The 24,651-nt window shown below is 52.9% G+C and carries 25 protein-coding genes; 11 read left to right on the forward strand and 14 right to left on the reverse strand.

Annotated features, from left to right (window positions below):
* Positions 1-6 precede the first annotated feature (6 nt).
* Together ccoO and ccoN are read right to left on the reverse strand one after the other, a co-directional pair.
* A complete protein-coding gene (gene ccoO, locus RAL91_RS00830; RefSeq protein WP_306259086.1) occupies positions 7-738 on the reverse strand; it encodes a cytochrome-c oxidase, cbb3-type subunit II in 732 nt (243 codons plus the stop codon).
* 11 nt (positions 739-749) lie between these two features.
* Positions 750-2,396, reverse strand: coding sequence for a cytochrome-c oxidase, cbb3-type subunit I (gene ccoN, locus RAL91_RS00835; RefSeq protein WP_306259087.1), 1,647 nt, complete (start codon positions 2,394-2,396; stop codon positions 750-752).
* Between the two features lie 176 nt (positions 2,397-2,572).
* On the opposite strand from ccoN, the gene RAL91_RS00840 reads away from it, so the two are divergent.
* Both RAL91_RS00840 and hemN read left to right on the forward strand, forming a co-directional pair.
* Positions 2,573-3,097 (forward strand): hemerythrin domain-containing protein, encoded by a 525-nt coding sequence (locus RAL91_RS00840; RefSeq protein WP_306259088.1) that lies wholly within the window; start codon positions 2,573-2,575, stop codon positions 3,095-3,097.
* Positions 3,094-4,479, forward strand: coding sequence for an oxygen-independent coproporphyrinogen III oxidase (gene hemN, locus RAL91_RS00845; protein ID WP_306259089.1), 1,386 nt, complete (start codon positions 3,094-3,096; stop codon positions 4,477-4,479). The genes RAL91_RS00840 and hemN overlap by 4 nt, the downstream gene beginning before the upstream one ends.
* Positions 4,480-4,494: 15 nt before the next feature.
* On the opposite strand, the gene RAL91_RS00850 is transcribed toward hemN, so the two are convergent.
* Positions 4,495-5,232: a Crp/Fnr family transcriptional regulator gene (locus RAL91_RS00850; RefSeq protein ID WP_306259090.1), complete on the reverse strand. Its 738-nt coding sequence runs from the start codon at positions 5,230-5,232 to the stop codon at positions 4,495-4,497.
* 200 nt (positions 5,233-5,432) lie between these two features.
* Here RAL91_RS00850 and RAL91_RS00855 point away from each other — a divergent pair, with 200 nt between their 5' ends.
* Complete coding sequence (locus RAL91_RS00855) at positions 5,433-6,122, forward strand: GntR family transcriptional regulator (protein ID WP_306259091.1); 690 nt, start codon at positions 5,433-5,435, stop codon at positions 6,120-6,122.
* A 14-nt stretch (positions 6,123-6,136) separates the two neighbouring features.
* Here RAL91_RS00855 and RAL91_RS00860 read toward each other — a convergent pair whose 3' ends face one another.
* The 7 genes from RAL91_RS00860 to RAL91_RS00890 all read right to left on the reverse strand — a co-directional run bounded on the left by RAL91_RS00860 (position 6,137) and on the right by RAL91_RS00890 (position 13,416).
* Positions 6,137-6,886, reverse strand: a complete 750-nt coding sequence (locus tag RAL91_RS00860; protein ID WP_306259092.1) for an SDR family NAD(P)-dependent oxidoreductase — start codon at positions 6,884-6,886, stop codon at positions 6,137-6,139.
* 45 nt (positions 6,887-6,931) lie between these two features.
* Positions 6,932-8,242 (reverse strand): TRAP transporter large permease, encoded by a 1,311-nt coding sequence (locus tag RAL91_RS00865; protein ID WP_306259093.1) that lies wholly within the window; start codon positions 8,240-8,242, stop codon positions 6,932-6,934.
* On the reverse strand, positions 8,239-8,766 hold the full coding sequence (locus RAL91_RS00870) for a TRAP transporter small permease (RefSeq protein WP_306259094.1): 528 nt from the start codon (positions 8,764-8,766) through the stop codon (positions 8,239-8,241). The genes RAL91_RS00865 and RAL91_RS00870 overlap by 4 nt, the downstream gene beginning before the upstream one ends.
* Positions 8,767-8,839: 73 nt before the next feature.
* Entirely contained in the window at positions 8,840-9,841 is a 1,002-nt protein-coding gene (locus tag RAL91_RS00875; RefSeq protein ID WP_306259095.1) for a TRAP transporter substrate-binding protein, read from the reverse strand.
* A 223-nt stretch (positions 9,842-10,064) separates the two neighbouring features.
* Positions 10,065-12,116 carry a VWA domain-containing protein gene (locus RAL91_RS00880; protein ID WP_306259096.1) on the reverse strand — a complete coding sequence of 684 codons (2,052 nt, stop codon included), beginning with the start codon at positions 12,114-12,116 and terminating at the stop codon, positions 10,065-10,067.
* Positions 12,113-12,646 (reverse strand): RNA polymerase sigma factor, encoded by a 534-nt coding sequence (locus RAL91_RS00885; RefSeq protein WP_306259097.1) that lies wholly within the window; start codon positions 12,644-12,646, stop codon positions 12,113-12,115. Before RAL91_RS00885 ends, RAL91_RS00880 begins: the two co-directional genes overlap by 4 nt.
* Before the next feature lie 71 nt (positions 12,647-12,717).
* A complete protein-coding gene (locus tag RAL91_RS00890; protein WP_306259098.1) occupies positions 12,718-13,416 on the reverse strand; it encodes a DUF899 domain-containing protein in 699 nt (232 codons plus the stop codon).
* A gap of 219 nt (positions 13,417-13,635) precedes the next feature.
* Here RAL91_RS00890 and RAL91_RS00895 point away from each other — a divergent pair, with 219 nt between their 5' ends.
* From RAL91_RS00895 to RAL91_RS00920, 6 genes are all read left to right on the forward strand, one after another.
* On the forward strand, positions 13,636-14,010 hold the full coding sequence (locus RAL91_RS00895; protein WP_306259099.1) for a YciI family protein: 375 nt from the start codon (positions 13,636-13,638) through the stop codon (positions 14,008-14,010).
* A complete protein-coding gene (locus RAL91_RS00900; RefSeq protein ID WP_306259100.1) occupies positions 14,007-15,245 on the forward strand; it encodes an RNA polymerase sigma factor in 1,239 nt (412 codons plus the stop codon). Before RAL91_RS00895 ends, RAL91_RS00900 begins: the two co-directional genes overlap by 4 nt.
* A 73-nt stretch (positions 15,246-15,318) precedes the next feature.
* Positions 15,319-15,705: a VOC family protein gene (locus RAL91_RS00905; protein ID WP_306259101.1), complete on the forward strand. Its 387-nt coding sequence runs from the start codon at positions 15,319-15,321 to the stop codon at positions 15,703-15,705.
* 93 nt (positions 15,706-15,798) lie between these two features.
* On the forward strand, positions 15,799-16,194 hold the full coding sequence (locus RAL91_RS00910; RefSeq protein WP_306259102.1) for an MAPEG family protein: 396 nt from the start codon (positions 15,799-15,801) through the stop codon (positions 16,192-16,194).
* A gap of 28 nt (positions 16,195-16,222) precedes the next feature.
* Positions 16,223-16,564, forward strand: coding sequence for a TfoX/Sxy family protein (locus RAL91_RS00915; protein WP_306259103.1), 342 nt, complete (start codon positions 16,223-16,225; stop codon positions 16,562-16,564).
* Between the two features lie 18 nt (positions 16,565-16,582).
* The gene (locus tag RAL91_RS00920; RefSeq protein ID WP_306259104.1) at positions 16,583-17,242 is read left to right on the forward strand and encodes a DUF2461 domain-containing protein; all 660 of its coding nucleotides are present in this window, start codon (positions 16,583-16,585) and stop codon (positions 17,240-17,242) included.
* Positions 17,243-17,923: 681 nt separating this feature from the next.
* Here RAL91_RS00920 and RAL91_RS00925 read toward each other — a convergent pair.
* Positions 17,924-18,490 (reverse strand): hypothetical protein, encoded by a 567-nt coding sequence (locus RAL91_RS00925; protein ID WP_306259105.1) that lies wholly within the window; start codon positions 18,488-18,490, stop codon positions 17,924-17,926.
* Positions 18,491-18,872: 382 nt separating this feature from the next.
* On the opposite strand from RAL91_RS00925, the gene RAL91_RS00930 reads away from it, so the two are divergent.
* Entirely contained in the window at positions 18,873-19,664 is a 792-nt protein-coding gene (locus RAL91_RS00930) for a MipA/OmpV family protein (RefSeq protein WP_306259106.1), read from the forward strand.
* A gap of 67 nt (positions 19,665-19,731) precedes the next feature.
* Here the strand turns inward: RAL91_RS00930 and RAL91_RS00935 are convergent, their stop codons facing one another.
* The 3 genes from RAL91_RS00935 to RAL91_RS00945 form a co-directional block, all read right to left on the reverse strand.
* Positions 19,732-20,820: a substrate-binding domain-containing protein gene (locus RAL91_RS00935; protein WP_306259107.1), complete on the reverse strand. Its 1,089-nt coding sequence runs from the start codon at positions 20,818-20,820 to the stop codon at positions 19,732-19,734.
* A gap of 124 nt (positions 20,821-20,944) precedes the next feature.
* On the reverse strand, positions 20,945-21,967 hold the full coding sequence (locus RAL91_RS00940; RefSeq protein WP_306259108.1) for an ABC transporter permease: 1,023 nt from the start codon (positions 21,965-21,967) through the stop codon (positions 20,945-20,947).
* The gene (locus RAL91_RS00945; protein WP_306259109.1) at positions 21,954-23,483 is read right to left on the reverse strand and encodes a sugar ABC transporter ATP-binding protein; all 1,530 of its coding nucleotides are present in this window, start codon (positions 23,481-23,483) and stop codon (positions 21,954-21,956) included. Before RAL91_RS00945 ends, RAL91_RS00940 begins: the two co-directional genes overlap by 14 nt.
* Before the next feature lie 138 nt (positions 23,484-23,621).
* On the opposite strand from RAL91_RS00945, the gene RAL91_RS00950 reads away from it, so the two are divergent.
* Positions 23,622-24,650 carry a LacI family DNA-binding transcriptional regulator gene (locus tag RAL91_RS00950; RefSeq protein ID WP_306259110.1) on the forward strand — a complete coding sequence of 343 codons (1,029 nt, stop codon included), beginning with the start codon at positions 23,622-23,624 and terminating at the stop codon, positions 24,648-24,650.
* The last annotated feature ends 1 nt before the right edge of the window (position 24,651 follow it).

Raw genomic sequence — 24,651 nt, forward strand, 5'->3', positions numbered from 1 at the left:
CGCCTCCTATCGCTCGTTTTTTTCCGGCTCATAGGCCGAGAAATCCACCAGCGTACCGAGCATTTGCAGATAGGATACAAGGGCATCCATTTCGCTCAGTCGCGCCGGGTTTCCGTCAAAGTCACCCAGAACCGCTTTTGGATAACGCTCAATAAGATCATCTGTATCCGCATCAGGATCAGCCTGATCGGCCAGGTCCCTGGCCGCATTTTCGATCATCTCATCACTATAGGGCACGCCCACCCGGCGGTTGGCGACAAGATGTGCTGAAGGGTTCTCGACGTTCAGCCGGGTTTCTTCCAGAAAGGCGTAGGATGGCATGATGGATTCTGGAACAACCGATTGCGGGTTCACCAGATGCTGCACATGCCACTCATTGGAATAGCGGCCACCGACGCGTGCCAAATCTGGCCCGGTCCGTTTGGAGCCCCACTGGAACGGATGGTCATACATGGACTCAGCCGCCAGAGAGAAATGTCCATAGCGCTCCACCTCATCACGGAAAGGCCGGATCATCTGACTGTGGCAGGTATAGCAGCCTTCCCGCAGATAGATGTTACGCCCGGCCAGTTCCAGCGGTGTGTAGGGCCGCATGCCCTCCACTTTTTCGATGGTGTTTTCCAGATAGAACAGAGGTGCAATCTCGACGATACCGCCAATGGTGACCACCAGAAGCGACCCAGCCAACAGCAAAGATGCATTTCTCTCAAGGACTTTATGTTTGCTCAAAAATGACATTGTTCTATCTCCTATTCGGCCGGGCTGGCGGCTTTGAGTTCACCAGACGTGGGAGACCTATCGGCCAAAGGCACCTCGTCCCGCAGCTTGCCCTTAATCGTCATGAAGATATTGAAGGCCATGATCAGACCACCGGCCAGATACAGAACGCCGCCAAATACGCGCATTACATAATAGGGGTGCATGGCCGCAATACTCTCCGCGAAGGAGTAGACCAGGTAACCCTGTGAATCATATTCGCGCCACATCAGACCCTGGGTAATCCCGGAGACCCACATCACCGCTGCGTAGACAACAATGCCAAGGGTCGCGAGCCAGAAGTGCCAGTTGACCATGCGCATGGAGTAAAGCCGTGTCCGACCCCACAATTTGGGCACAAGGAAATACAGCGCACCAAATGTGATCATGCCGTTCCAGCCCAGCGCACCGGAATGCACGTGACCAATGGTCCAGTCGGTGTAGTGAGACAGGGAATTGACGGATTTGATCGACATCATCGGACCTTCGAAGGTCGACATGCCGTAAAACGCCAGGGAAATAACCATCATCCGCAATATCGGATCAGTCCGCACCTTGTCCCAGGCACCGGAAAGGGTCATCAGACCGTTGATCATACCACCCCAGGACGGCATCCACAGCATGATGGAGAACACCATACCCAGTGTTTGCGCCCAGTCCGGCAACGCGGTGTAATGCAAATGGTGAGGTCCGGCCCAGATATAGAGAAAGATCAGACCCCAGAAATGGATGATTGAAAGACGATAGGAATAGATTGGTCGATTGGCCTGTTTGGGCACGAAGTAATACATCATCCCCAGAAAGCCGGCGGTCAGGAAGAAGCCCACCGCATTATGGCCATACCACCACTGGGTCAGCGCATCCTGAACCCCTGAAAAAGCGGAATAGCTTTTGGAACCCAACAAAGACACCGGCATGGACAATCCATTGACCAGATGCAGCATGGCAACCGTGACAATGAAGGACAGGAAGAACCAGTTAGCGACATAAATATGCGGCTCCTTGCGCTTGACCAGAGTGCCGAGGAACACCAGCAAAAACGCGACCCAGACAATCGTCAGCCACAAATCCACATACCATTCCGGCTCGGCATATTCCTTTGACTGGGTGATGCCCAGCAAATAGCCGGTTGCTGCCATGACGATGAACAACTGATAGCCCCAGAACACGAACCAGGCGAGATTTCCGCCCCATAACCGTGCGCGGCATGTGCGTTGAACAACATAAAACGCCGTACAGATCAGCGCATTGCCACCAAAGGCAAAAACCACTGCAGATGTGTGCACTGGCCGCAACCGGCCAAAGTTCAGCCATGGCTCAATATTCAGAACCGGCCAAGCCAATTGCGACGCTGCAACCACGCCAACCAAAAAGCCAACAACGCCCCAGAACGTCGTTGCGATCACCCCATAGCGGATGACGTCATCCATATAGGCGCTCTGATCGATTTCGATTTTGGCGAATGCTTTGCCGGATGGTGCAAATTGCACTCGGCGCATAAGCACAATTGTGGCCAGGCCCATGACCAGAACCAGGACCCACATATGGGCCCGAAACTGATCATCCTGGCCAAACCCGACGGCCATGAAAGCTATAAGCGTGGCCAATCCGCACACAATGGCGGGTGTTGCATATCGCATGATGTTTACCTCTGACGAATTCAAACATCAGGAGTTTCTGCATGCCGATGCCTGCAATACCTGATGCTTGAATTTGCTAGAAGCCCCGGCAACTCCGTGCATTGATCTGGATCAAGGTGACGGTGCTTGTCTGACTGCAGTCTGCTCTCAGTTAAATGAACTTTGGAGCAGGCGGTATGCCGCAAACCGTTGGCGGGAATGGAGAAAGTCCAGACACCCGTTTTTCCTCGACAAACGGTCAAGAGACCCAGCAATTGTCGGAAACTGAAATTCGCCAGAAACTGGCGAGGAATTTCAAAAGCCAACTTGGCTTGTGCGCTCTGCTGGAAGATATAGCGGATTCGCTGCCGCACAATGTCAGCCGCAACAATTGCCGCCTTGCAGCTCAAAACATTCAACCAATTGTCCAGGTTTCACATAAATTCGAAGAGGAATATCTGTTCCCGCTGTTGTTGTCCGACGGTCAGAAACATCCTGAGTTGGAACCCATCCTCACCCGGCTTCACGCCGAACATTGTGAAGATGAAAGCTACTGCAATGAGATTGTTGATGCGCTGGAAGAACTGGCGAGCAACCAGCTCGCCAATATTGACAAGCTTTCTTACATGCTGCGCGGCTTCTTTGAGGGCATGCGCAGACATATCGCATTTGAGCAAGAGCATCTCTTGCCCCTTTTGGCCAAGGACAATGATCCCCAGTGAAACAGCCCACAGCTATTGACCATAAAGCCGTTCTGGCGACCCATAAGGCATCTGTTCCCCGTTACACCAGCTACCCGACGGCACCTCAATTCCAGGCCGGTGCCGGACCGGCACTGATGGACCGCATGTTACGCGATCTGCCTGCGGGCGACCCGGTTTCCGTCTATATCCATATTCCCTTTTGTGACCGGCTTTGCTGGTTCTGCGGTTGTCACACAAGACACACGCTGAAATATGCGCCGATCAAGGGATATCTGGCTTATCTCAGCCAGGAAATACGGCTCTTGTCCCAGCGGCTGCCAGTCAGGCCCCGGCTGAAAAGCCTACATTTGGGCGGTGGCTCTCCAAGTCTTCTGAAACAGCAGGACATGGCCGATCTGCGGGCTGATCTGGCTGAAGTTTTTCAATTCGAGCCGGACACCGAAATCAGCATTGAGATTGATCCGTCGGACGCCAATGACGAGATGTATGACGGGCTGCTGGCACTTGGCGTAACCCGCGCCAGCATTGGCGTTCAGGATTTTCACCCTGATGTTCAGGCCGCCATCAACCGACCGCAAAGCTTTGAGCAGACACAAAAAGTCGTGCAGCGTTTGCGCCAGATTGGCATTGGCTCAATCAATGTTGACGCGCTTTACGGTCTGCCATTGCAATCGACAGATCGCTTGCGTGACACATTGTCAAAATGCATCGCCCTTGAGGCGGATCGCATGGCGCTGTTTGGCTATGCCCATATTCCTTGGTTCAAGAAACATCAAAGATTGATCAACGAGGCCGACCTGCCGGACAATCTGATGCGGTTTGAGCAGGCCGAAATGGCCGGACACTATCTGCAGGATGCCGGCTATCATGCCATTGGCATTGATCATTTTGCCAAACCCCATGACGCGCTGTCCCTTGCCGCCCAAAGCGGAAATCTGCATCGGAATTTTCAAGGCTATACGACTGACAATTGCAAAACCCTGTTCGGTCTTGGCGCTTCATCGATTGGTCGCTTCGAAGGTGGTTATGTTCAAAATCTTGTGGCAACAGGCCAGTATCAGGACTGTGTTGCCAATGGGCGATTGCCGACCGACAAGGGCGTGGAACTCAGCCTCGATGATAAAATCCGCGCCCACATCATTGAACGGCTGATGTGCGACTTCCGCATTTGCTTTGACACGCTGGAACAACGTTTCAGCGGCAGGCAGGAAAAGTCCCTGCTGCAAGGCTACAGACAAGAAGCTACAAAACTGGCAGCGCAGGACCAGTTTGGTCTTTGCCAGTTTTCTGACAATATGCTCAGCATCCCACGCGAAGCGCGCGCCTTTACCCGCATCGTAGCATCCGGCTTTGATGCATATTACCACCGGGAAACAGCGCAATATTCAAAAGCGGTTTAGGATCACCCTATCCGCCTATTGCGCTTCACAGGCATCCTCAAGTGCCTCAAGTCTGGGCACCAGAATTGTCCGGTTGTTTTTGATATCAATGATCCCGGCTTTCCGCAGCTTTGTCATCTGGCGGCTGACTGTTTCAATTGTCAGTCCCAGAAAATCGGCAATATCCGCTCGTTTCAAAGGCAATTCGAACTCGATTTTCTGATCCTCATGTTCCAGCTCCGGATCATTGTGGATGGCAATCATATGCAGAAAAGTCGCGACCTTTTCATTGGCCGTTTTACGGCCCAGTGTCAGCATCAGATCGCGCGCTTCATCAAGTTGCTTCAGGGCTTGCTCATGCAACCTGTGTTCAAGTTGCGGTGATTGTTTGACCATATTATCCAGCACGTTGCGCGGAAATGAGCACAGATGCACATTGTTCGCCGCCTCGGCATAGGAATCATTCTGCTTGCGAAAAGGCCGCCCCAGAAAATCCGGTGAAAACTGCAGGCCAACAATCTGCTGGCGTCCATCCGCCATCAGTTTTGTCAGCTTCACAACGCCCTTGATGACATTGGAATAATGATGCGATTCTTCACCCGAGGCCAGCAATTCAGTGTCCGGCGTGTGGCTGGTTTTGTTCGTATGCTTTGACAGTTGCAACAATTGATCCGGTTTCAAAGCGCCACAAATACCCTTGTGCCGCGCTTCGCAGGAGCGGCAGATAATGGGAAGGTCCGAATTATGAATGTCCTTGCGAGAAGTGTCCGACACAATGTGCTCCTGCTATGGCCAATGATTTGTGCCATTTTGAAGTCTGGTGCGAGTCTTACCTTAAACCATATTCTGAATCTAAGAAATAAAACCGGCACACCAAGAGCGTCGATCGAAAGTTTGGGACATTATTCGCCGTTTCTTGCCATCAAAGGGTTTCAGCCATATTGTTGGTGCAAAGACGTATCACAGGGCTTTCCATGAACTTCCAGACGATTGAACGCAATTTTGAAAGACGCACGGCTGCGGACGACATTTTTGAACAATTGCGCTCCGAAATCATCTCACTGCGGCTGACGCCCGGCACCAGAATTTCCGAAATTGAATTTGCCAATCAGTTTGAAGTGTCACGCCAACCGGTGCGGGAAGCCTTTATCCGGCTCAGCAAGATGAAATTGCTGGAAATCCGGCCCCAGAAAGCAACGCTTGTCCGGAAAATCTCCGAACGCGAAATTCTCCATGCACGCTTTTTGCGCGTTGCAGTGGAGGTGGAAGTCATCCGCCTTGCCTGCAAAATCGAGGGCAATCCGTTCCAGGCCGGTTTCGAGGAAAATCTCAAGGCCCAGGAAAGCGCATTATCTGCTGGCCAGATGTTGGAATTTCATGACCTTGATTATGACTTTCACAATCTCATCTGCGCCACGGCACAGTGCGAATTTGCATTCGACACCATTGCTGACAGCAAAACCCATGTCGACAGGCTGTGTCTGATAAGCCTGTCCACCGAACGCGGTATGTATGAAATCTTCCAGGATCATCAGCAGCTTTATCAGATGCTGCAGAAGCATGACGCCAGTGAAATGGAACGCCTGATCCGCCTGCACATCTGTCGCCTTGACCAGACCCTCGCCGATGCGCGGGAACGTCACCCGGAATATTTTCAGGATTAAGCGGAAAACTGTCCTTAGGAGAACAGAATTCCGCCATTGATATCCACACAGGCACCGGTCATGAACGCCGCCTGATCTGAACTCAGGAACACAGCAAGATTGGCCGTATCCACCGGCAGGCCTTCACGCTTCAATGGCGTGACATTAACAACATGGGCACGCACTTCATCCTTCGTGAAGATGTTGTGAAAATCGGTGTCAATCATACCGGGGCAAATCGTATTCACGCGAATACGTGGCCCAAGTTCCTTGGCAAAACCACGCGTCATGCTCATCATTGCGCCTTTGGATGTGGCATAGGCGACCGCACCCGGACCGCCGCCATCCCGGCCAGCTTGTGAGGCGAACGAGACAATGGAACTGCCGTCCGGCATGTGCGGCTCCACGACCTTGATCATGCGGAACAGGGATGTGGTGTTGAGGCTCATCACATGATCCCAGAATTCCTCATCCATTTCGGAAACTGTCTTGCGCGCCACAAGACCGCCGGTCACATGAACCAGTGCATGGATTTGAGACCCAAAGCGCGATTGTGTTTCCTCCACCAATTTCTGTGCGTCCGCCATCCTGGTCAGATCACCCTTCAGCGCAAACGCCTCACCACCCTTGCCCGTGATCTCGTCAACGGCGGAAACCGCGCCATCGGCACTTGCGTAATAGTTGATCGCCACTTTGGCCCCTTCTTCGGCAAGCCGAAGGGCACAGGCACGTCCAATATCCCGACCACCGCCGGTTACGATTGCAGTCTTGCCTTTTAGGGTCATGAATTCTCCTGGTGTTGGAAGGACGCGCCACGCTTTGGCATGGGGCTAAATTACAGATTTTGGCATCAGCAGCTTTGGCAGCCACAGAATGATTTCGGGAAAGAGAATAAGCAACAGAAGGATGAATACCATCGGAATGAGAATGATCACCACATCGCGCAGGACATGAACCACATTCATTTTTCCAATGGCGGCCGAGATTAATAAACACAGCCCATAGGGCGGCGTCACAAGACCAAAGGCCAGCGAAACAATGCCGATAATGGCAAAGACAATCGGGTGAATGCCCGCTGCCGACGCCACCGGGAACAGAACGGTGCCAAGAATGATGATCGTTGGAATGGCATCAATAAACAACCCGAAAAACAGGAACAGTGCTGCGATGAGCAGAGACGTACCAAACACGCCAAATTCGTAAGCCGTGAGCGCTTCCACAATCAACCGTGGCACATTGTAGAACGACAGCATCCAGCCAAATACCGAAGCTGTGCCAATGGCAAACAGCGAGATGGAGGCAAACCGTCCGGTGTCATACAACACATCGACAAGCTGCCAGGGGCTGATGGTGCGATAGACAAAACAACCCAGAACAAAGGAGTAGAAGGCCGCAATAATCGCGCTTTCTGTTGGCGTTACAATGCCGCCAACAATGCCGCCAATCACAAACACCGGTGTGAGCAAAGCAAGAGCAGCGCCTTTGAAAGCGTGCCAGAAATCAGCCCAGCTGGGGCGGACTGCAATCGGGTAATCATAGACCTTGGCATACCCATAGACCGTCGCCATCAGAGCGGCCGCAATCAGAAAGCCGGGAATGGCCCCTGCCAAAAACAACGCGCCAACGGAAATCGACATGACCCCGCCCCACACCACCATCAAGATGCTGGGTGGAATAATGACGCCCATCACCGAGGAACAGGCGGTAATGGCGATAGCAAAGCGCGGATCATAACCCTGCTTGGTCATGGCGGGGATCAAGATTTTCCCGCAGCCGGCTGCATCTGCCGTGGACGAGCCGGAAATGCCTGCAAACAGCATCGAGACAGCCACATTGACCTGCCCCAACCCGCCCGGCATCCAGCCAGTCAGCACCCGCGCAAGTTCAATGAGCTTGTCAGTTGTCTTGCCGGAATTCATGAGATTGGCAGCCAGCAGAAAGAACGGCACGGCCAGCAGAATAAAGGAATTATAGGACTGGAACATCCTGTCCATGATCAGGAACGGCGTCAGCCGTAAATCCAGCAACACCACCGGAATGGTGGCAATGCCAAGTGCAAAGGCCACCGGCACGCGCAGAGCGACCAGAAAAATGAAACAGCCGACCAGCAGCATGGAAGCGTGAAGTGTGGAGACAATCATGAGGTCTGCCTTCTGGTGGCCTGGTATTCGGCAAAAACCTCATACAACCGGTACAGCGCAAACATCGCCCAGCCTGCACCGGCAATAGGAACGGTGACATAGGTCACGGCCAGATTAGCGCGCATCATCACCGAATTCTGAATGGATCCGAATTTGACGTAATTAATGCCGTGATAGGTGAAAAATATGGCAAACAGGCTGATCATCAAAAGCACAAACCCATTTTGTATGAGACGCCCAAGGGGACTTTCCGCATCCGGGATCACATGCACATCAAAATGCGTGCCTTCCCAGACAGCAATCATCGAGCCCAGCATGATGATCCAGACAAACAGAAAGGTCGCCAGTTCTTCGGTCCACAGATAGACCGGAATAATACCGGTATACCGGGCCACAACCTGCATGGCGACCGGCACCAGAAGTGCCACAATCAGGGCGCCCACAAGAAAGCGCAGAAGCTGGCAGAAATGCTCTAGAAAGCGTCCAATCATGGCCATATCCGGTGCGGGGAATCTGTCTGGCAATCAGGGTCGCCCCCAATCGCCAATGGGTCAGAATGCCTCCGGCCCTGATGGCCGAAGGCACTCAGCAATGCAATTACTTGCTGCGGATTGCAGCCAGCAGATCTTCTGCACCCAGTTCCGCCGCATAGGCGTCCTGGACCGGCAGAACCAGATCGAGCAATTTGTCACGATCGGCAAATTCATGAACCTGAATCTGATCGGCATCAGCCATCTGTTTCAGCTTTTCTGAATCCTGCTCAGATTCGATCTTGCGACCATATTCACCAGCTTCTTTGCCAGCTTTGAGGACAATCGCCTGCAGCGCTTCCGGCAATTTGCGGAAGCTTTTTCCACTGAATACAATCGGACGCACAGTGATGGAATGCTGGGTCAGTGTCACATGTGGTGCCACTTCGAAGAATTTATATTGCAGCAGGCTGGCAGATTCATTTTCCAGACCATCAACAACACCGGTTTGAATGGCGTTGTAGACTTCCGAATAAGCAATGGCTGACGGGCTGGCTGTTATCGCATCAAAGATACGTGCCTGAATGGGCGCGCCCATAACCCGCATTTTATGACCGCCCAACTCGTCGATATTGGAAATGGCTTTGTTGGAAATCAGATTGCGGGTTCCGCCACCTGCATAGCCAATAATGACCATGTCGGCTTTTTCCAGCAACTCATCTTCCAGTGGCTTCAGAATGTCGCTGGAAAGGACAGCATTCCAGTGATCAAGATCACGGAAGACAAAAGGCATGTCCATCAGGGGTACGGAGGGTGCAAAGCGCGCCAGATTGGAAGGTGCGATGATGGCGTAATCAATGGCAACGCCCTGATTGAGGAAGTTCACATAGTCCGGCTCAATGCCAAGTTCGCTATTGCCGCGAAGATCAAACGTAATCTCGCCGTCATTATATTCGTTGACCAGCTCGCCAAAACGGATCAGCGTTTTGCTGTAGGCGTGCTCATTGTCAAAAAGGCTGGCGCCGCGCAACGTCATGTCCTGCGCCTGTACAGCACCTGAAGCCAGTGTCATGGCGCCCGCAAGTGCGGCGCCCGCCAGGAAAGTCCTGGTGGATGAAAAAGCAGTCATTCTGGTTCCTCCCATTTGCCCGAATTCGCGCACAAAAACCACTTCTGCGCGCATCCTCCTCGGGCATGGAAAGCAAAATAATCACGATTTTTCGGATCGGTCAAGCATCTTGTATGCTAGTATGGCTTTCTAGTATGGTAGAATTTCAAAAGATCAACCCAACCCGGCTCTGCAACTGCAAAGCCGGGTTGGGCATCATCCAAGATTGCCTGGAGCACCGTAATCAGAACTGTTTTGCCAACCGAACAAGGTTAATGAACTCGCTGCGATAGCCGAACTCATCTTCGCCTCTTGCGCCACCGGCCAAGGAGATGACATCGTCAAATCCGTAAGATCCAAGGTATTGACCACCTGTCAAAAGCTGACCGAATGCTGCCACGGACGCGGCAAATCTGGCGGCTTCCGGTGCAGCGTCCAGCCGGTCAACTTCCACTGCCTTTGTAATCGGCGTTGAGATCAACTGGCTGGTGTCTTCTCCGGGCAATTTGTAGCGGATTTTGAGGAAGCCATATTCGTTCACATCGCCAGCGACTGAAGGAGCATCTTCAGAGCTGTAACGCAGTTCATCCATCAATTGGCTGGTCGATCCGACCGGCGTCACTTCATAAAGCGCTGTAACCGTGTGGCCGGCCCCAATGTCGCCCGCATCCACCTTGTCATTGTTGAAATCCTCACGGGCAAGAACACGCGTTTCATACCCGATCAAGCGGTACTCGCTCACCACAGCCGGGTTAAATTCAAGCTGCAGTTTTACATCTTTGGCAATGGTGAACAGTGTCGATCCGGCCTCTTCCACCAGCACTTTTCGCGCCTCGCTCAGCGTATCGATATAAGCAGCATTGCCATTGCCATTCTGGGCCAGCGCCTGCATCAGCGCATCATTGTAATTGCCCCGGCCAAAGCCCAGAACCGACAGCGTGACACCACCATCCCGCTTGCGCTCGATATAGTCTTTCAGACGGTCAGGATCGGAAATGCCCACATTGAAATCACCATCCGTCGCCAGAATGACCCGATTGACGCCGCCTTCAATCATCTGGCTTTCCGCCAGTTGATAGGCCTGCTGAATTCCAGCTTCGCCAGCCGTTGACCCGCCAGCCTGAAGACGATCCAGCGCCGCAAGAATGCTCTGCTCATCAGAGGCGGATGTTGGCTCCAGCACCGTCCCTGCACTGCCTGCATAGGTCACGATGGAAACTGTATCATCAGGTTTTAACGTCGACAGAAGCAGCTTGAAGGAGTTTCGCAGCAAAGGAAGTTTGTTCGGCTCATTCATCGAACCGGACGTATCAATCAGAAAGACAAGATTGGCACCGGGAATCTCGGCAGCTGGCAGATCATAACCCTGAATACCAATGCTCAGCAATTTCGTGCCGCTGTTCCATGGCGTTGGCATGATGGACAGCGTTGTGGAAAATGGCTTCGATGTATTCTGAGGCTGTGGGTAATTATAGTCAAAATAATTGATCATCTCTTCCACCCGCACACCAGCCTGCGGTGGCAGGGAACCCGCATTGATGGCAGAGCGCATGAAGGCATAGGAGGCTGTATCAACATCGACCGAGATGGTGGACAGAGGATCCTCTGTCACCCGCTTGACCGGATTTGAATCAGCAACCGGAAACAACTCCCCGTCCGTGGGCAGGACAAATACGGGTTCCGGTGCAACCCTTCCCCGACTGGCCTGACTGGCTACGCCATCAGAGACAGTCGCTCCGGACATCCGCTGTTTCTGGTTTGCAAGACCGCCAACCACGCCTGTTACGCGAGACCTGTTATCCAGGCGTGGGGCTGCTGTTGGTGCCGGCGCAAAGCTTGGCTTTGCGGCCATCGTTGAAGTTTCATCCTGAAAGACCGTCTGGGGTGAAGGTGGGCTTGCCGCCATATCTTCTTCCATCTCAACGGTTGCATTCCCGCCCTGTGAACGGAACAATTGAGACACTGTATCGGCAGAAGTCTCCGGCTGCGGCGAAAAGCTGGTGTTAATATTTGTTACGGCAAAGGCCAGCACCAACAGGCTCACACCACCGGCAGCGGCATAGGCAAATTTTGGTTCAAAAGTTTTCATCAGGCGTCTCCAATCAAATGAGCGGTAAATTTTGTTACCCTGCTCAGTCAGACGTTGCCCGGCTGCATTTCCTTGGTCAGCTTGTAAGTTTTCTGCGTCAAACACATCCATAGCGGCTTGAATAGCCGCATCACGCGCGTCGTTGCGCGGCGCATTTACTGGCTGCTTGCGGAACATATCCTCAACTTGTTTCAATTCGTCACTCATGTGCTCGCCATCTGTTTCAGGTGCTTGCGCAATTCATGCATGCGCCAGGACACGGTGGATTCCTTGATCTCCAGAATTGCGGCGGCTTCCGCGTGGCTCAGCCCTTCGGCCAACACCAGAACAGCCGTCTCCTTCAGCTCGCCGCCAACCTCATCCAGCATCTCGTAGAGCCAGATCAGATCGCGGTTGCTGGCGGCTTGTTCACCGCGTTCCAGTTCCGCTACTTCGCCATAGGTTTTGGTGGCTTTATCAACCGTCATGCGTTTGCGATGCGCATCCCGCGCGGCATTCATGACAACGCGATAAAGCCACGTGCTGAATTTTGCATCCCCGCGAAAAGACCGGATTTTACGGGCGAGCGAAGCACAGACATCCTGTGCCAGATCCTCGGCATCCGCCCGCTGACCCGAAAATCGAAACGCAATCCGGTAAACGCTGTCATAGTGGCGCTCCAGCAGCAGCCGAAACGCCGCCGCATCGCCCTTTGCAGCCCGTGCTGCCAGCTGATTATCGTCGGTCACCATATCCATATGTAACCATTGGACGTGTGACGACAGCAATTCCTTGGCAGTTTTTAATTTTTTTGAAATTATTCTAAAGATCAGCCATAGGCATCACGGCGTCGCAGCCAGGACATCGTCCCATCCAACCCGTCTTCCTGCCGTCCCAAAGGCGTCAGATCGAGCATGTGATAGGTGCCATTCATCATATCCAGCCCGCGTGAATAGGTGGAGTAGCTGTGCAGCACCGTATCGCCATCGCGGATGAAAACGCTGATGCCGGGCATTTCTTTGCCATAGATATTGCCTGAGTAATTGTAGCCCGTTCCGGTCAGGCCCTCATCGCCCTCATGAAAGCTGACGGCAAAGTCCGAACTGAAACTCGTATCTTCTGCGGAAACCCATTTAAAATTCCAGCCCAGACGTTTGCGATAGGCCAGGAGTTTTTCCAAAGATGCATTGGAGACAAAGGCGAGCGCAGTATCACGCGCCGCAAGATGGGCATCAATACCATCCAGATTATCAGCCCAGAATGAACAGCTGGGGCAGCCTTCTTCCCAATCCGAACCAAACATGAAGTGATAGATGATCAGCTGCTTGTTGTTGCCAAACAGGTCCAGCAGGGATTGATCACCCGTTTCGGAGTGAAATAGATAAGGCGTCTCAACCTTGACCAGTGGCAGCTCGCGCCGCAATGCGCTCAGCGCATCACGCTCACGGGTAAAAGCCTTTTCGCGTTGCAGAAGCGCCTTGCGCGCGTCCAGCCATTCGTCTCTTGAAACGGGCTTTTGAAAATTCATGATGTCCTCCCGGCGGGGGTTTTAAACCTGCAAAAATGTGAATTCTGGACAAAAGGGTTGCACAATCGGAAACTGAAGCAAGTCCGGAATTTTATTTTTGAGCGATTGTCGGAAACGCCAGACACCAGACGTCTTGAAGGAATTGGCATCTTGATAGATGGACACGAACAGAGGGCCGAATTTTTGACTGAAGGCCAAACTTTAACTGAAGGGTGAGACATGGACTATGCAATCCTGATTTACGGAACCGAAGGCACCTTCGAGCGACTGCCACCAGACAAGCAGGAAGAGGCCATGAAAGGCCATTATACCTTGCAGGCCGCACTGGAAAAACGCGGCGCTTATGGCACGGTCAAACTGATGCCGACCACCAGTGCCGTCACTTTGCGGCCGACCTCTGAAATCGGTGAAAAACCCACACTGATGGATGGGCCCTTCGCAGAAACCAAGGAACGCTTTCTGGGCATCTATATGGCGCAGTTCGATACGCTGGACGAGGCAATCTCATTTACCGAAATGATCAGCTCTCCCTATGTCAGCCTTGAAATCAGACCCATCGCATGGGCCGGAGGCGTGTTTGGGGCGCCGGAGTGACACACCATGCCTGGCTTGAGGCACGATTTGCGGACATTCGCCCGCAGGCCCTGGCCGCACTGACACGTCAGTTCCGCAATGTCGATCTGGCAGAGGAAGCCTTTGCCAGCGCCTGCATACGAGCCGTCCAGACATGGCCCAGGTCAGGCCTGCCAAATGACCCTCTGGCCTGGCTGCTGAGCGTGGGCCGCAATGCGGGCATTGATATCATCCGCAAAAATCAGCGCATCACCGCCTTGTCGCCAACACCCACACCTGATGCGGACATAGAAGGCGTTTATGCCGAACAGCTCGACAATGACGGGTTGCGTGATGATGTGCTGCGGCTTTTGTTCATCTGCTGCCATCCGGCTCTGTCGGCGCAGGATCAACTGGCTGTTGCACTTAAAACCATTACCGGCATGTCGGTGGCGCAGATCGCAGACGCCTTTGTCGTCAAACCCAAAACCATGGAACAACGGCTGACCCGCGCCAAACGCACCATCGCCGATGCGGCCATCCCCTTTGAAACACCGGATTTGACCGAGCGCGCCCGCCGGCTGAAAACGGTCAGTCTGATGCTCTATTTGCTGTTCAATGAAGGCTGGTCAGCCAGTTCAGGCGAAGTGCAGATCAAGGAACCCTTGTGCGAGGAAGCCATTCGGCTGACACGCCTGCTGCTTAATTTGTTTTCGGGCATGGGAGAGCTGATGGGGCTTTTATCCCTGTTCCTGTTCCAGCATTCCCGCCGCAAGGCACGTTTGGATGCAAGCGGAAATCTGGTGCCGCTGGATGATCAGGATCGCAAGCTGTGGGACTGCCCCATGATTGCAGAGGCAAAGGCATTGCTGGAAAAAACCTTGCGGCGTGGCCCCTCCGGCCCGCTTCAGGTCCAGGCCGCCATTGCCTCCATCCACTCTCTCGCCCCCAGCCCAGTGGATACTGACTGGCAAGAACTCGCACGACTTTATGCGCTTTTATATGCCATGGAACCCACACCCATCATCCGGCTTAATCAAGCAGTCGCGATTGAAAAAACCAAAGGACCGGACGCAGCACTGGCCATGCTGGAACCACTGGCAGCAGAGCTTCAAACCTATCGCTGGTATCATGCAGCCCGCGCCGCTTTCCTGTTTGATCTGGACAGATTTTCAGACGCGCAACACGCCTATGAAACAGCCCTGAGCCTTCATCCAACCGAGGCAGAGCGTCGCCTTTTGCTGGAAAAAATCAATAGCTGCAAAGAAAATTCATGACAATGTCGGATTGAGCAAACTTCGTCCGTCCTTGGGGCACTGCAACACGCAGAACCCACTTCAGGAGGACATCATGAGCGACATTAAAATGACAACACCCGGCAATGCAGGCTGGATTGGACATTCCGGCCCCGACAGCGCAGCTGCCATGAAATTCTATCGCGAAACCATTGGCTGGACCATCGGTGACATGCCCATGCAGGACGGCTCCAGCTTTCCGGGCATCATGATCGGCGAGGAGCCCATTGGTGGTTTTTCACCCATGCCACAGGAAAACGGCGCCTGGCTCATTTATGTGACTGTCGAAGATGTGGATGCCTGCGTTGAAAGGGTCAAAAAATCCGGCGGAACGATTGTCAGCGAACCAATGGACATGCCGGGCGTTGGCCGCATGAGCACCATTGCCGATCCGCAGGGCGCACAGATTGCCGTGATTACATATGAAAGTATGCGCTCTTAATCGCTAAAAATCAGCGGTGAAGTCTGAAGGTAAAGTCTGGAGCGGATGCGACCAGTACACCACAAACTCTGTTTGCAAAATCAGGATACGAATATGTTGATACCAATCACACTTGTGTTTGTTGCCATGCTGGCACTGCTCCAGATTCCCATGACAATTGCGGTCGGGCTGAAGCGCGTCCATACCGGGATCCGGTTTATGGATGGTGGCGACGCGGACCTTATGCAGCGCATGCGCTCCCATGGAAATTTCACCGAAACCGTTCCCATAACCCTGTTGGCCATGGGCGGTGCCGAACTGGCTGGCACGCCCCCATCGCTTATCTGGGCAGGCGGGCTGATACTTCTTGGCGGTCGGCTTATACACTACACCACAATACGCCTTGTCGGGTGGGGCAATGGCCGTGCCATTGGCATGTCAATGACGTTCCTTGCCCTTGCAGGATTTGCGATTTGCATTCTCGTTGCCATTATTCGTAACTTTATCTGACATCTGATTGAGCTGGAGGGACCAAATCATGGCCTATGATGAAGAACTGACAGATCGTTTTCGCAAAGCGGTTGATGGCTTGGGCGGCATCGTGGAAACGCGCATGATGGGCGGCGTTTGCTTTATGCTAGATGGAAACATGCTCGGCGGTGCCAATCGGCAAAAAACCGGCGAAGGCCGCTTCATGTTCCGGGTCGGCAAGGATAATGAAGCCGAAGCCATGAAGCGACCCGGTGCCATGACCATGGAACAGGGCGGCCGGAAAATGACCGGCCTTATCTTCGTCTACGAGGATGATTGTGATGCAGAAAGTTTGCAAAGCTGGATCGCGCTTGCCCTGACCTTTGTTGGTAATCTTCCGCCAAAATAATCAAAAAGGGATCCTGTTTTGAACGAGGAATTATTTTCCGGATTCACAAACCGAACCATCACCTTCATGAAGCAATTGAAGGCCAACAACAATCGCGACTGGTTCAAAGATCAGAAAAAGACCTATGAGGAAGATTACAAAATACCCGCGCTAACCTTTGCTGATGTGATGACAGAACAACTGCGCAGCTTGACCGGCTTGTCGCACACATCAAAACTGTTCCGCATCCACCGCGACGTGCGCTTTGCAAAAGACAAGACACCCTATAACAGCCACATGCACATCTCCTTCACGCCGGAACACCCCATGGCAAATCCGCCCTGCTGGTTTTTCGGCCTGGACACAGAAAAGCTGACCCTTGGCTGCGGTATTTTCGGCTTTGATGCTTTACAATTGCAGGCCTTTCGCACTCGGGTCGATGGGGCAGAAGGCAACGACATCGCGGCCACTTTGCAAAGCCTGACCAAAAAAGGCGCGCGTATCAGCGACCCGGAGCTAAAGCGCGTCCCATCCGGCTTCGCGAAGGATCACCCGCAAGAAGAATTACTGCGGCACAAGGGTCTCGCCATCTGGTCAGATCTGGGGGATGCGAAAACTGCCCTTGATGACAATCTGATTGCTACCTGCAGAAACGAGTTCAAACGCGTGAAACCGGTGTTTGACCTTTTGTTGGTTTGAAAAAATACCATGCCGGACGGCGGTGCGGCCAACGGCTGCAATGCCGGAATATTCCAAACGAGGACGTTTCCAGCTTGGTCAAGAAAGCAACACGTCTATTGCGGTTTTTCGCAACGGTCGGGATAACCGGCAGGAAAAAAAGGGCAGCATCCCTATCAACTAGTGCGTACCGAAGAGGTACTTGGTGCCCTTACATCATCTTGTCAGGCACGAATGAGAACAGGCCTACGTAGCTTGGTTCACAGCTTTGGAACGGCACCACACGCGATTATTCACCAAGCCTCGTGGCTCTTGCAATACAGCTGACCAAAGGTCTGCTGTGCGGACCTTTCTGACCTTTTCTGCAACTGCGTCAAGGTCTCCTTTTGACCAAGGACTTATTGACCTTTTAAAAGGTCGATATGGTTGGAGTAAAATTCTATCTGGAAAACGATCTCACGACAGTTTGGCCATTAATCTGTATTGCCAATGGGGTTAAATGGGACTTACCCCAATGGCGACAATGTGGGTCCCCAAGAATGATTCACAGACGTGCTTAGTCGTATCTGAAAGCTCAAGATCAACCATATTGACCAGCAGTTGTCTCGGAACTTCCTTGCTGCTGAGTGACCATTTACGCGCTTACTATCAGCAGATATTTCGTTCATTTTGAATCTAGATAGAGGCTTCTACTGATTGCCGCTAATTCACTTTTGACAGATAGGCAATAATACGCTCTTCTTTACTTCTCGATAAGAGGTTTATCTCGTAAATTCCGATAATTGAATATAGGTCAGGATACACCTCGTATCCAGCAAATGCAGTTGTTTCAGCATCTGTAATACGAGTAGCAACTAGTGAATTTTCATCAAGGAATATGTGACTGGCAATTATGCAAGCATCCATATGTTGACTTGTTGATAAGCCAATTTTTATCCGATTTCCTTGCGTTCTAAGATACTCCTTTCGACAAAGCGCACTTTTTCCCAATTCGCTTTCTTTTTGGTACCATTTAAATTCAACATTGATTTTCACAGTGCTACCTTGGTGTTCGTGAAGAAATTCTACGAATTTTTTATTGCTGTGAGCGCATCCATCTTCTGTAATGTTGCATATCTTTCCATGGAAGGATGGTGTTGGTAGTATATTTCGTATTAGTTCCAAAATATTACTTGAAGCTGAAAGAATCCCGCCCAGCAGCAATAAGAGAGCTATTGGCCACCACTTTTTGACATTTTCAATTGTATAGATTTGTTTTTCACTACGCATGATTTTGAACCGCATTATGGCAACCGTGCTTTCAATTTTGTTCTTAACGGTCGATGATAAAAGCCTGTGTGTAGCATCCAATGACCTACTTCGGGAAGCCGCCGTTCGCGGCATAGCTGAGTCAAGGTAAAAGGGCGCTTTCCAGACATTGGCGGGCGGACGGTGCAGTCGCAGCATCCCTTTGATCACGATTGACACTTGTCCATGTAAGAATGGGCCTGCTCTGTCAGCGGCCACCAACACCCATTGCGCAATTGTTTCAGACAGCACCTTGAAATTGGTTTTTTTAACGCTTTATTTGAGTGTATGGGCGCAATTGGGAGACTGAAATGGGTCAGTCTCGCGCCCGCCCCGAACGCCTAGCAAAATTTAAAGGACCACCATGAAGTCAATCGACAGGCAGACGTCTAAACGCGCCATTGCCGGAGGCACCGCATTGTTGGTCTCCATGTGCTTCAGCGGCGCATCGGCGCAAGAGATTCTGGCGCCGGGTCTGGAATTTGAATTGGGTGCCGGAGTTCTCGTAGCGCCCGCTTACGAAGGCTCAAAAGACTATAGGGTCTCACCTTTTCCGCTCTTCAACTTTGGCTATCTGGCAACCAGAAACGGTTTCACACTTGGTGGTGGCGATGGACAAGGCCTGTCTGCGCGTCCGTCATTTCGATTTCTGGGCCCCCGCGAAGCATCAGACCATTCTGAGCTCACTGGTCTGGAAGATACAGATGCAGCGCTCGAATTGGGCGCCGGGGTGGCTTACACAATGGGCGCGGCCAGCGCTTTTACTGACGTGCGCTATGGCGTTATCGGCCACAATGGATTTGTCGGCGAATTTGGGGCCGACTATGTAATGCGTCCGGAAGCCAATACGACAATTACTGTGGGGCCACGAATCTCTTGGGCTTCCGGCAATTACATGGACGAATATTTCAGTGTGAGCTCAGCCGAAAGCGGGGCTTCAGGACTTGATCAGTTCGATGCGGATGCAGGTTTCAAATCCATCGGTCTGGAAGCTTCTGTCCGGCACGACTTCAATGAAAACTGGGCTCTTGAAACAGGCGCTGGTTACAACAGACTTGTCGGTGATGCGGCAGATTCACCCATAACCGATGTGGGATCAAAGGATCAGTTCAGCGGCAAAATTGGCATTGTGCGCAAATTCCGCTTCGGCTTCTAAGTCGCAAAGCTTCTATAAAAAGGGCGGCCCAATGGACCGCCCTTTTCTAAGTGTCAGATGGGAAAAATTATTTGCCCCAGATTTTCTTGTATTCGTCGCGATAACCATTGCCCGGGTCAAAACTGTTTTTGTCGCCACCATCAAAGGCAATGTTTTCGCTGGTCACCACATGCAATGGGGATGTGTAGCCGGACCATTCTGCACCCTGCATGGCGCGGTTCAGCTCATCAACCAACTGCCAGCCCTGCAGATTAAGCGGCTCGGCAACGGTGACTGACTGATACTGGTTGGCGCGAATGCGCTGATAAGCACTTTCAGATCCATCACCGGCAGCAACCTGTTTCGGCTGACCGTCACCCTTGATGCCAGCCGCGGCAAGAGCCGGGCTCATGAAATCAAAATAGATGTCATTGATGGCAAGGCTGTGAGTCCATTTGTCACCATAACGCTGCAACAGAGCAGTGGTCAGAGTTGGCATGCGGTTGGAGGTTTCAGCAATCGGTGTATCGACATATTCCAGAACTGTACCACCCAGCTCTTCAATGGTTTCCTTGATACGATCCGCTTTGGCAATGGCAATGGCGTAGGTGGAATCGGTGAAGATGATCACACCCGGCTTGCCACCGGCATCTGCAAACGCCCATTGCGCAGAAGCTGCAGAAACTTCCATTGCATCAGTGGAAACATTGACGAAGACGCCAATATCAGGATTGGGACCGATGACAGGTGAGGAATGCCAGCTGACCAGCGGTATACCGGCGGCCTTGGCGGCATCCATGCCAACCTGTTGCTCAACAGAGTCAAACCCGTTGATGATAATACCGTCCGGCTGTAGCGCCATGGCCTGACCGAAGGATGCGGTACGGCCAGAAACAGTACCAGCACCATCAAGCACCCGGACTGTCCAGCCAATGGCGGCAGCGGCTTCTTCAACACCGTTTGTGGTGCCCAGAATGCCGCCATTTTTCAAATCGCCTGCCAGTACCACAATGGTTTTGCCTTCAGCAGCTTTGGGACCGGTGGTTGGTCCGTCCCATTCCAGTTTTTGCCCGGCATGGCGTTTGACCATGTCCATGGCATCCGAAACCTTGTCCGCATGGGCTGGTACGGCAACGCCCAGCATCAGCAGACCGGCAATAAATGATCTTCTCAGCATAATTTCCTCCAGGATAATCAGGGGTCCACGCGGACGCCTGTGATATAGATCCGCCTCCCAGCGCATCTGATGTCTGCAGCCCAACGGGCTGCTTTATTTATGGCCGCGCGCACACGGCCAAAATCTATTTTTTAGCCGCACCCTTGCGGCGCTGGGCGTAACCGGCGATGCCAATCGCCACCAGCAAGGTGACCCCGTTGAACATCGGTTCCACCCAGAACGAGCCACCAATTTGTTGAATGCCGGAAATGCCAACGGCCAGAATTGTAACGCCCACTATGGTGCCCCAGACATTCACCCGTCCCGGTTTGATTGTGGTTGAGCCCAGAAACGCCCCCACCAGTGCAGGCAGGAGATATTCAAGGCCAACGCTGGCCTGACCAATGCGCAATTTTGAAGCCAGCAAAACACCGGCCAGTGCGGCCAGAACGCCTGAGGTCACAAAGGCCCCGACAACAAATTTACGTGTGGGAATTCCATTCAGTTCGGCGGCGCGCGGATTGGCGCCAATGGAATACAGATACCGGCCAATGGGCGTGTATTCCAGGATCAGCCACATCGCCAAGGTGATCGCCAGAACATAATAGCCGGTGATCGGCAGGCCGAAGACAAAGGTGCCATTCAGGGCATAAAACCCCTCCGGCAACACGCCCACAACCTGGCGTCCACCCGTATGCCAAAGCGCCAGCGCATACAGCACAGTACCGGTGCCAAGGGTTGCAATGAACGCATCAATCTTGGCGACTTCCACAAGCAGACCATTGAGAAAACCAACAGCCGCACCCAGCAGCAGTACAATGATGACGGCCATCGGCCATGGAATGCCATAGAGTGTCTGCAGTGAGATCGCCAGAATGTGCCACAGCACAATGCCATACCCGACGGTCAGATCGATGCGCCCCGCCACCATTGGTATCATCGCAGCCAGACTGAGCAGAGCAATGATCGATTTGTCTGAAACAATAGCGCGCAAATTGAGAAGGGTCGGAAACGTATTCGGCAGCAATACGGAGAACAGGATAATCAACCCGAACATCAAAATTACCAGCCCGTAAACCGGAGCCAGGCGGATCAGACGTGTGAACAGGGACTGGCCTGCCAGTTCCGCTTTGGTTGGCTCCAGCGCATTTGATTTAATGGACTGCATGGTCGGTCTCTCCGCTAGTGGCCGCGCCGGTCTCGCCGGTTGATGCGGCCTGGATCAGGGATTCGGTGGATAATTCAACACCGGATAATTCGCTCACAATTTGACCCCGGCTGAATACAATGGCGCGGTGGCAGATGGCAGCGACTTCTTCAAAGTCGGTCGACACAACAAGAACGCCCATGCCGGAGGCCAGCGCATTGTACAAAAGATTATAGATCTCGGCCTTCGCGCCCACATCAACGCCCGCTGTCGGATCTTCTGCTATGAGAAATTTCCGGTTGGTGCCAAGCCAGCGACCGACCACAACTTTTTGCTGATTGCCCCCGGACAGGGCTTCAATGGCAAGGGTGGGATCATTCGGGCTGAGCCCGACAAGCTCTCCCAACGCTTTGGCCTGTACAGCTTCTTTTGACGGCAAAAGGAGGCTGAGCGGCGTGCGGCCCGTGGCCGCTGGATTGATAAAAGCGTTTTCCCGAATGCTCAGAACCGGCGCGATGGATTCCACAACACGGTCGCGCGCCACAAAGCCAAAACCGCTTTCCATTGCGCTGCGCGGTGACGACAGATCAGGCGTTTGACCGTCCAGAATAATCTCGCCCTGATGTTCGATCACGCCAAACAGACTGCGGCCAACATCCTCATGCCCTGCCCCGCGCAAACCGACAATGCCAAGCAGTTCACCATTGCGAACGGATAAATCAACCGGACCTACATTGACTGTGGTCAGACCCTTCACGGTCAGGATTTCACCGCCGGTCTGAATGACGGGTTTTGAAATTTCGCGGGTTTTGCGGCCGACGATCAGACTGACAAGCTCTTCCGGCGTGGTATGGGCAACATCACGCACACCCACCAAATTACCATCGCGCAGCACAGACACACGGTCGGCAATGCGAAACACCTCATCCAGCCGGTGTGAGACGTAAATCATGCCCACACCTTTCTGGCGCAAGGGGCGCAATGCTGCAAACAGGCGTTCAACTTCATCAGCTGGAAGACTGGCTGTCGGCTCATCCAGCACCAGAAAATCACACTCAACAGCCAAAGCGCGTGCAATCGCGACCAGCGATTTTTCTGTCCGGCTCAGACTGGACACCCGGGCAGAAGGATCAAAATCACAATCCACCAGTTTCAGCGCGGCAGCCGCTGTCGCCTCGGCCTTGTTCCAGTCAATCAATCCGAATTTTCGCGAATAGCCGATGGCCAGCGCAATGTTTTCCGCAACACTCATCCACTCGATCAGACCCAGATCCTGATGGATAAAAGCAACCGCTTGTTTTTCATTGATGCGGCCTGGCGCATGGGCATAGTCAGCACCGTCAATCAGCACGCGTCCACTGTCTGGTTTGTGAATGCCGCCAAGGACTTTGATGAGCGTGGATTTACCTGCACCGTTCTCGCCGAGAAGCGCGACAATCTCACCACGGTCCACATGCATGGACACACCGCCCAGCGCTTGCGTGCCGCCAAACGATTTTTCGATACGATCAAAAAAGAGCCCGCTATCCGGTCTCATATCGCAACTTCCTCCCGGTGAGTTCCAGTAATTCTTGACATACGTTACCGGTAACCTACTGTAACTTTCATCACGGTGCTTCCAGAGTCAAGCGGAAAATGTTATCGGTAACGTAACCCTTAAAACAGCTTGGAACCAATGTCGAAAAAGACACCAAAAACAGCCCGAAAACTAGGTGCCAATCTTGCACAAATTGCAGATGCAGCTGGCGTTTCCAAAATGACAGTGTCCCGCATACTGCGTGACAGTGGTGGGTTTTCCGAGGAAACCCGTGAACGCGTCATGCGCGAGATTGACCGGCTTGGTTATGTGCCAAACCGCTTGGCTGCCACGTTTGGATCGGAAGCTGCGTCAACATTGGTTGGTGTTTGCGTGCCACGCGTGACCAGTCGCCTTTATGGCGAGGTTCTGGAAAGCATCGATCGCACCCTTTTCCGCTTCGGCTATCAGACCATGATCGGGGTCAATGACGAATTGCCCGATGTGGAGGAAAAATGGCTGCGCGGTCTGCTGTCCTGGCGGCCTGCCGGTGTTATTCTGTCCGGCAGAAATCACTCCTCTTCCACGCTGGAACTGCTCAAGGCCACCTCAATACCGGTTGTTGAAATCTGGGATCTCAACACCAGCCCGCTGGATGTGTCGGTCGGCTTCAACCACTTTGATTGCGGCCATGAAATGGGCCAGTTTCTGATTGGTCGCGGGCGACGGCGGCTTGGTTATGTCGGTATTCAGCCCACCACCACCACTATGGGATCAATCCGCTCTGACGGTTTCCAAAAGGCGCTCTCGTCTGCCGGTCATCCGCTGGTTGCCTCGGAACTGCTCCACGATAAATCCAGCTTTTATGCCGGATATTACGGTACGGAAAATTTGTTGAGCCGGGAAACCAATCTTGACGGCATTTACTATCAGGACGATGAAATGGCGATCGGTGGCCTGTTTTTCTGCCAGGCGCGCAACATAGATGTGCCCGGCCAGTTGGCCATTGCCGGCTGGGGCGGCATGGAAGCCGCTTCAATCCTGCCGCAACGTCTCACCACCACCATGGTGTCCACACAGGGCGTTGGAAAACAGGCAGCGGAAATGCTGGTCGCGCGTCTGCGCGATGAGCCCTGTCAGGATGTTGTGGTGGTTCCCACCCGGCTCGTTCCAGGCGCAACAGCATAGT

The organism is Pararhizobium sp. IMCC21322, from assembly GCF_030758295.1.
Taxonomy (GTDB): Bacteria; Pseudomonadota; Alphaproteobacteria; order Rhizobiales.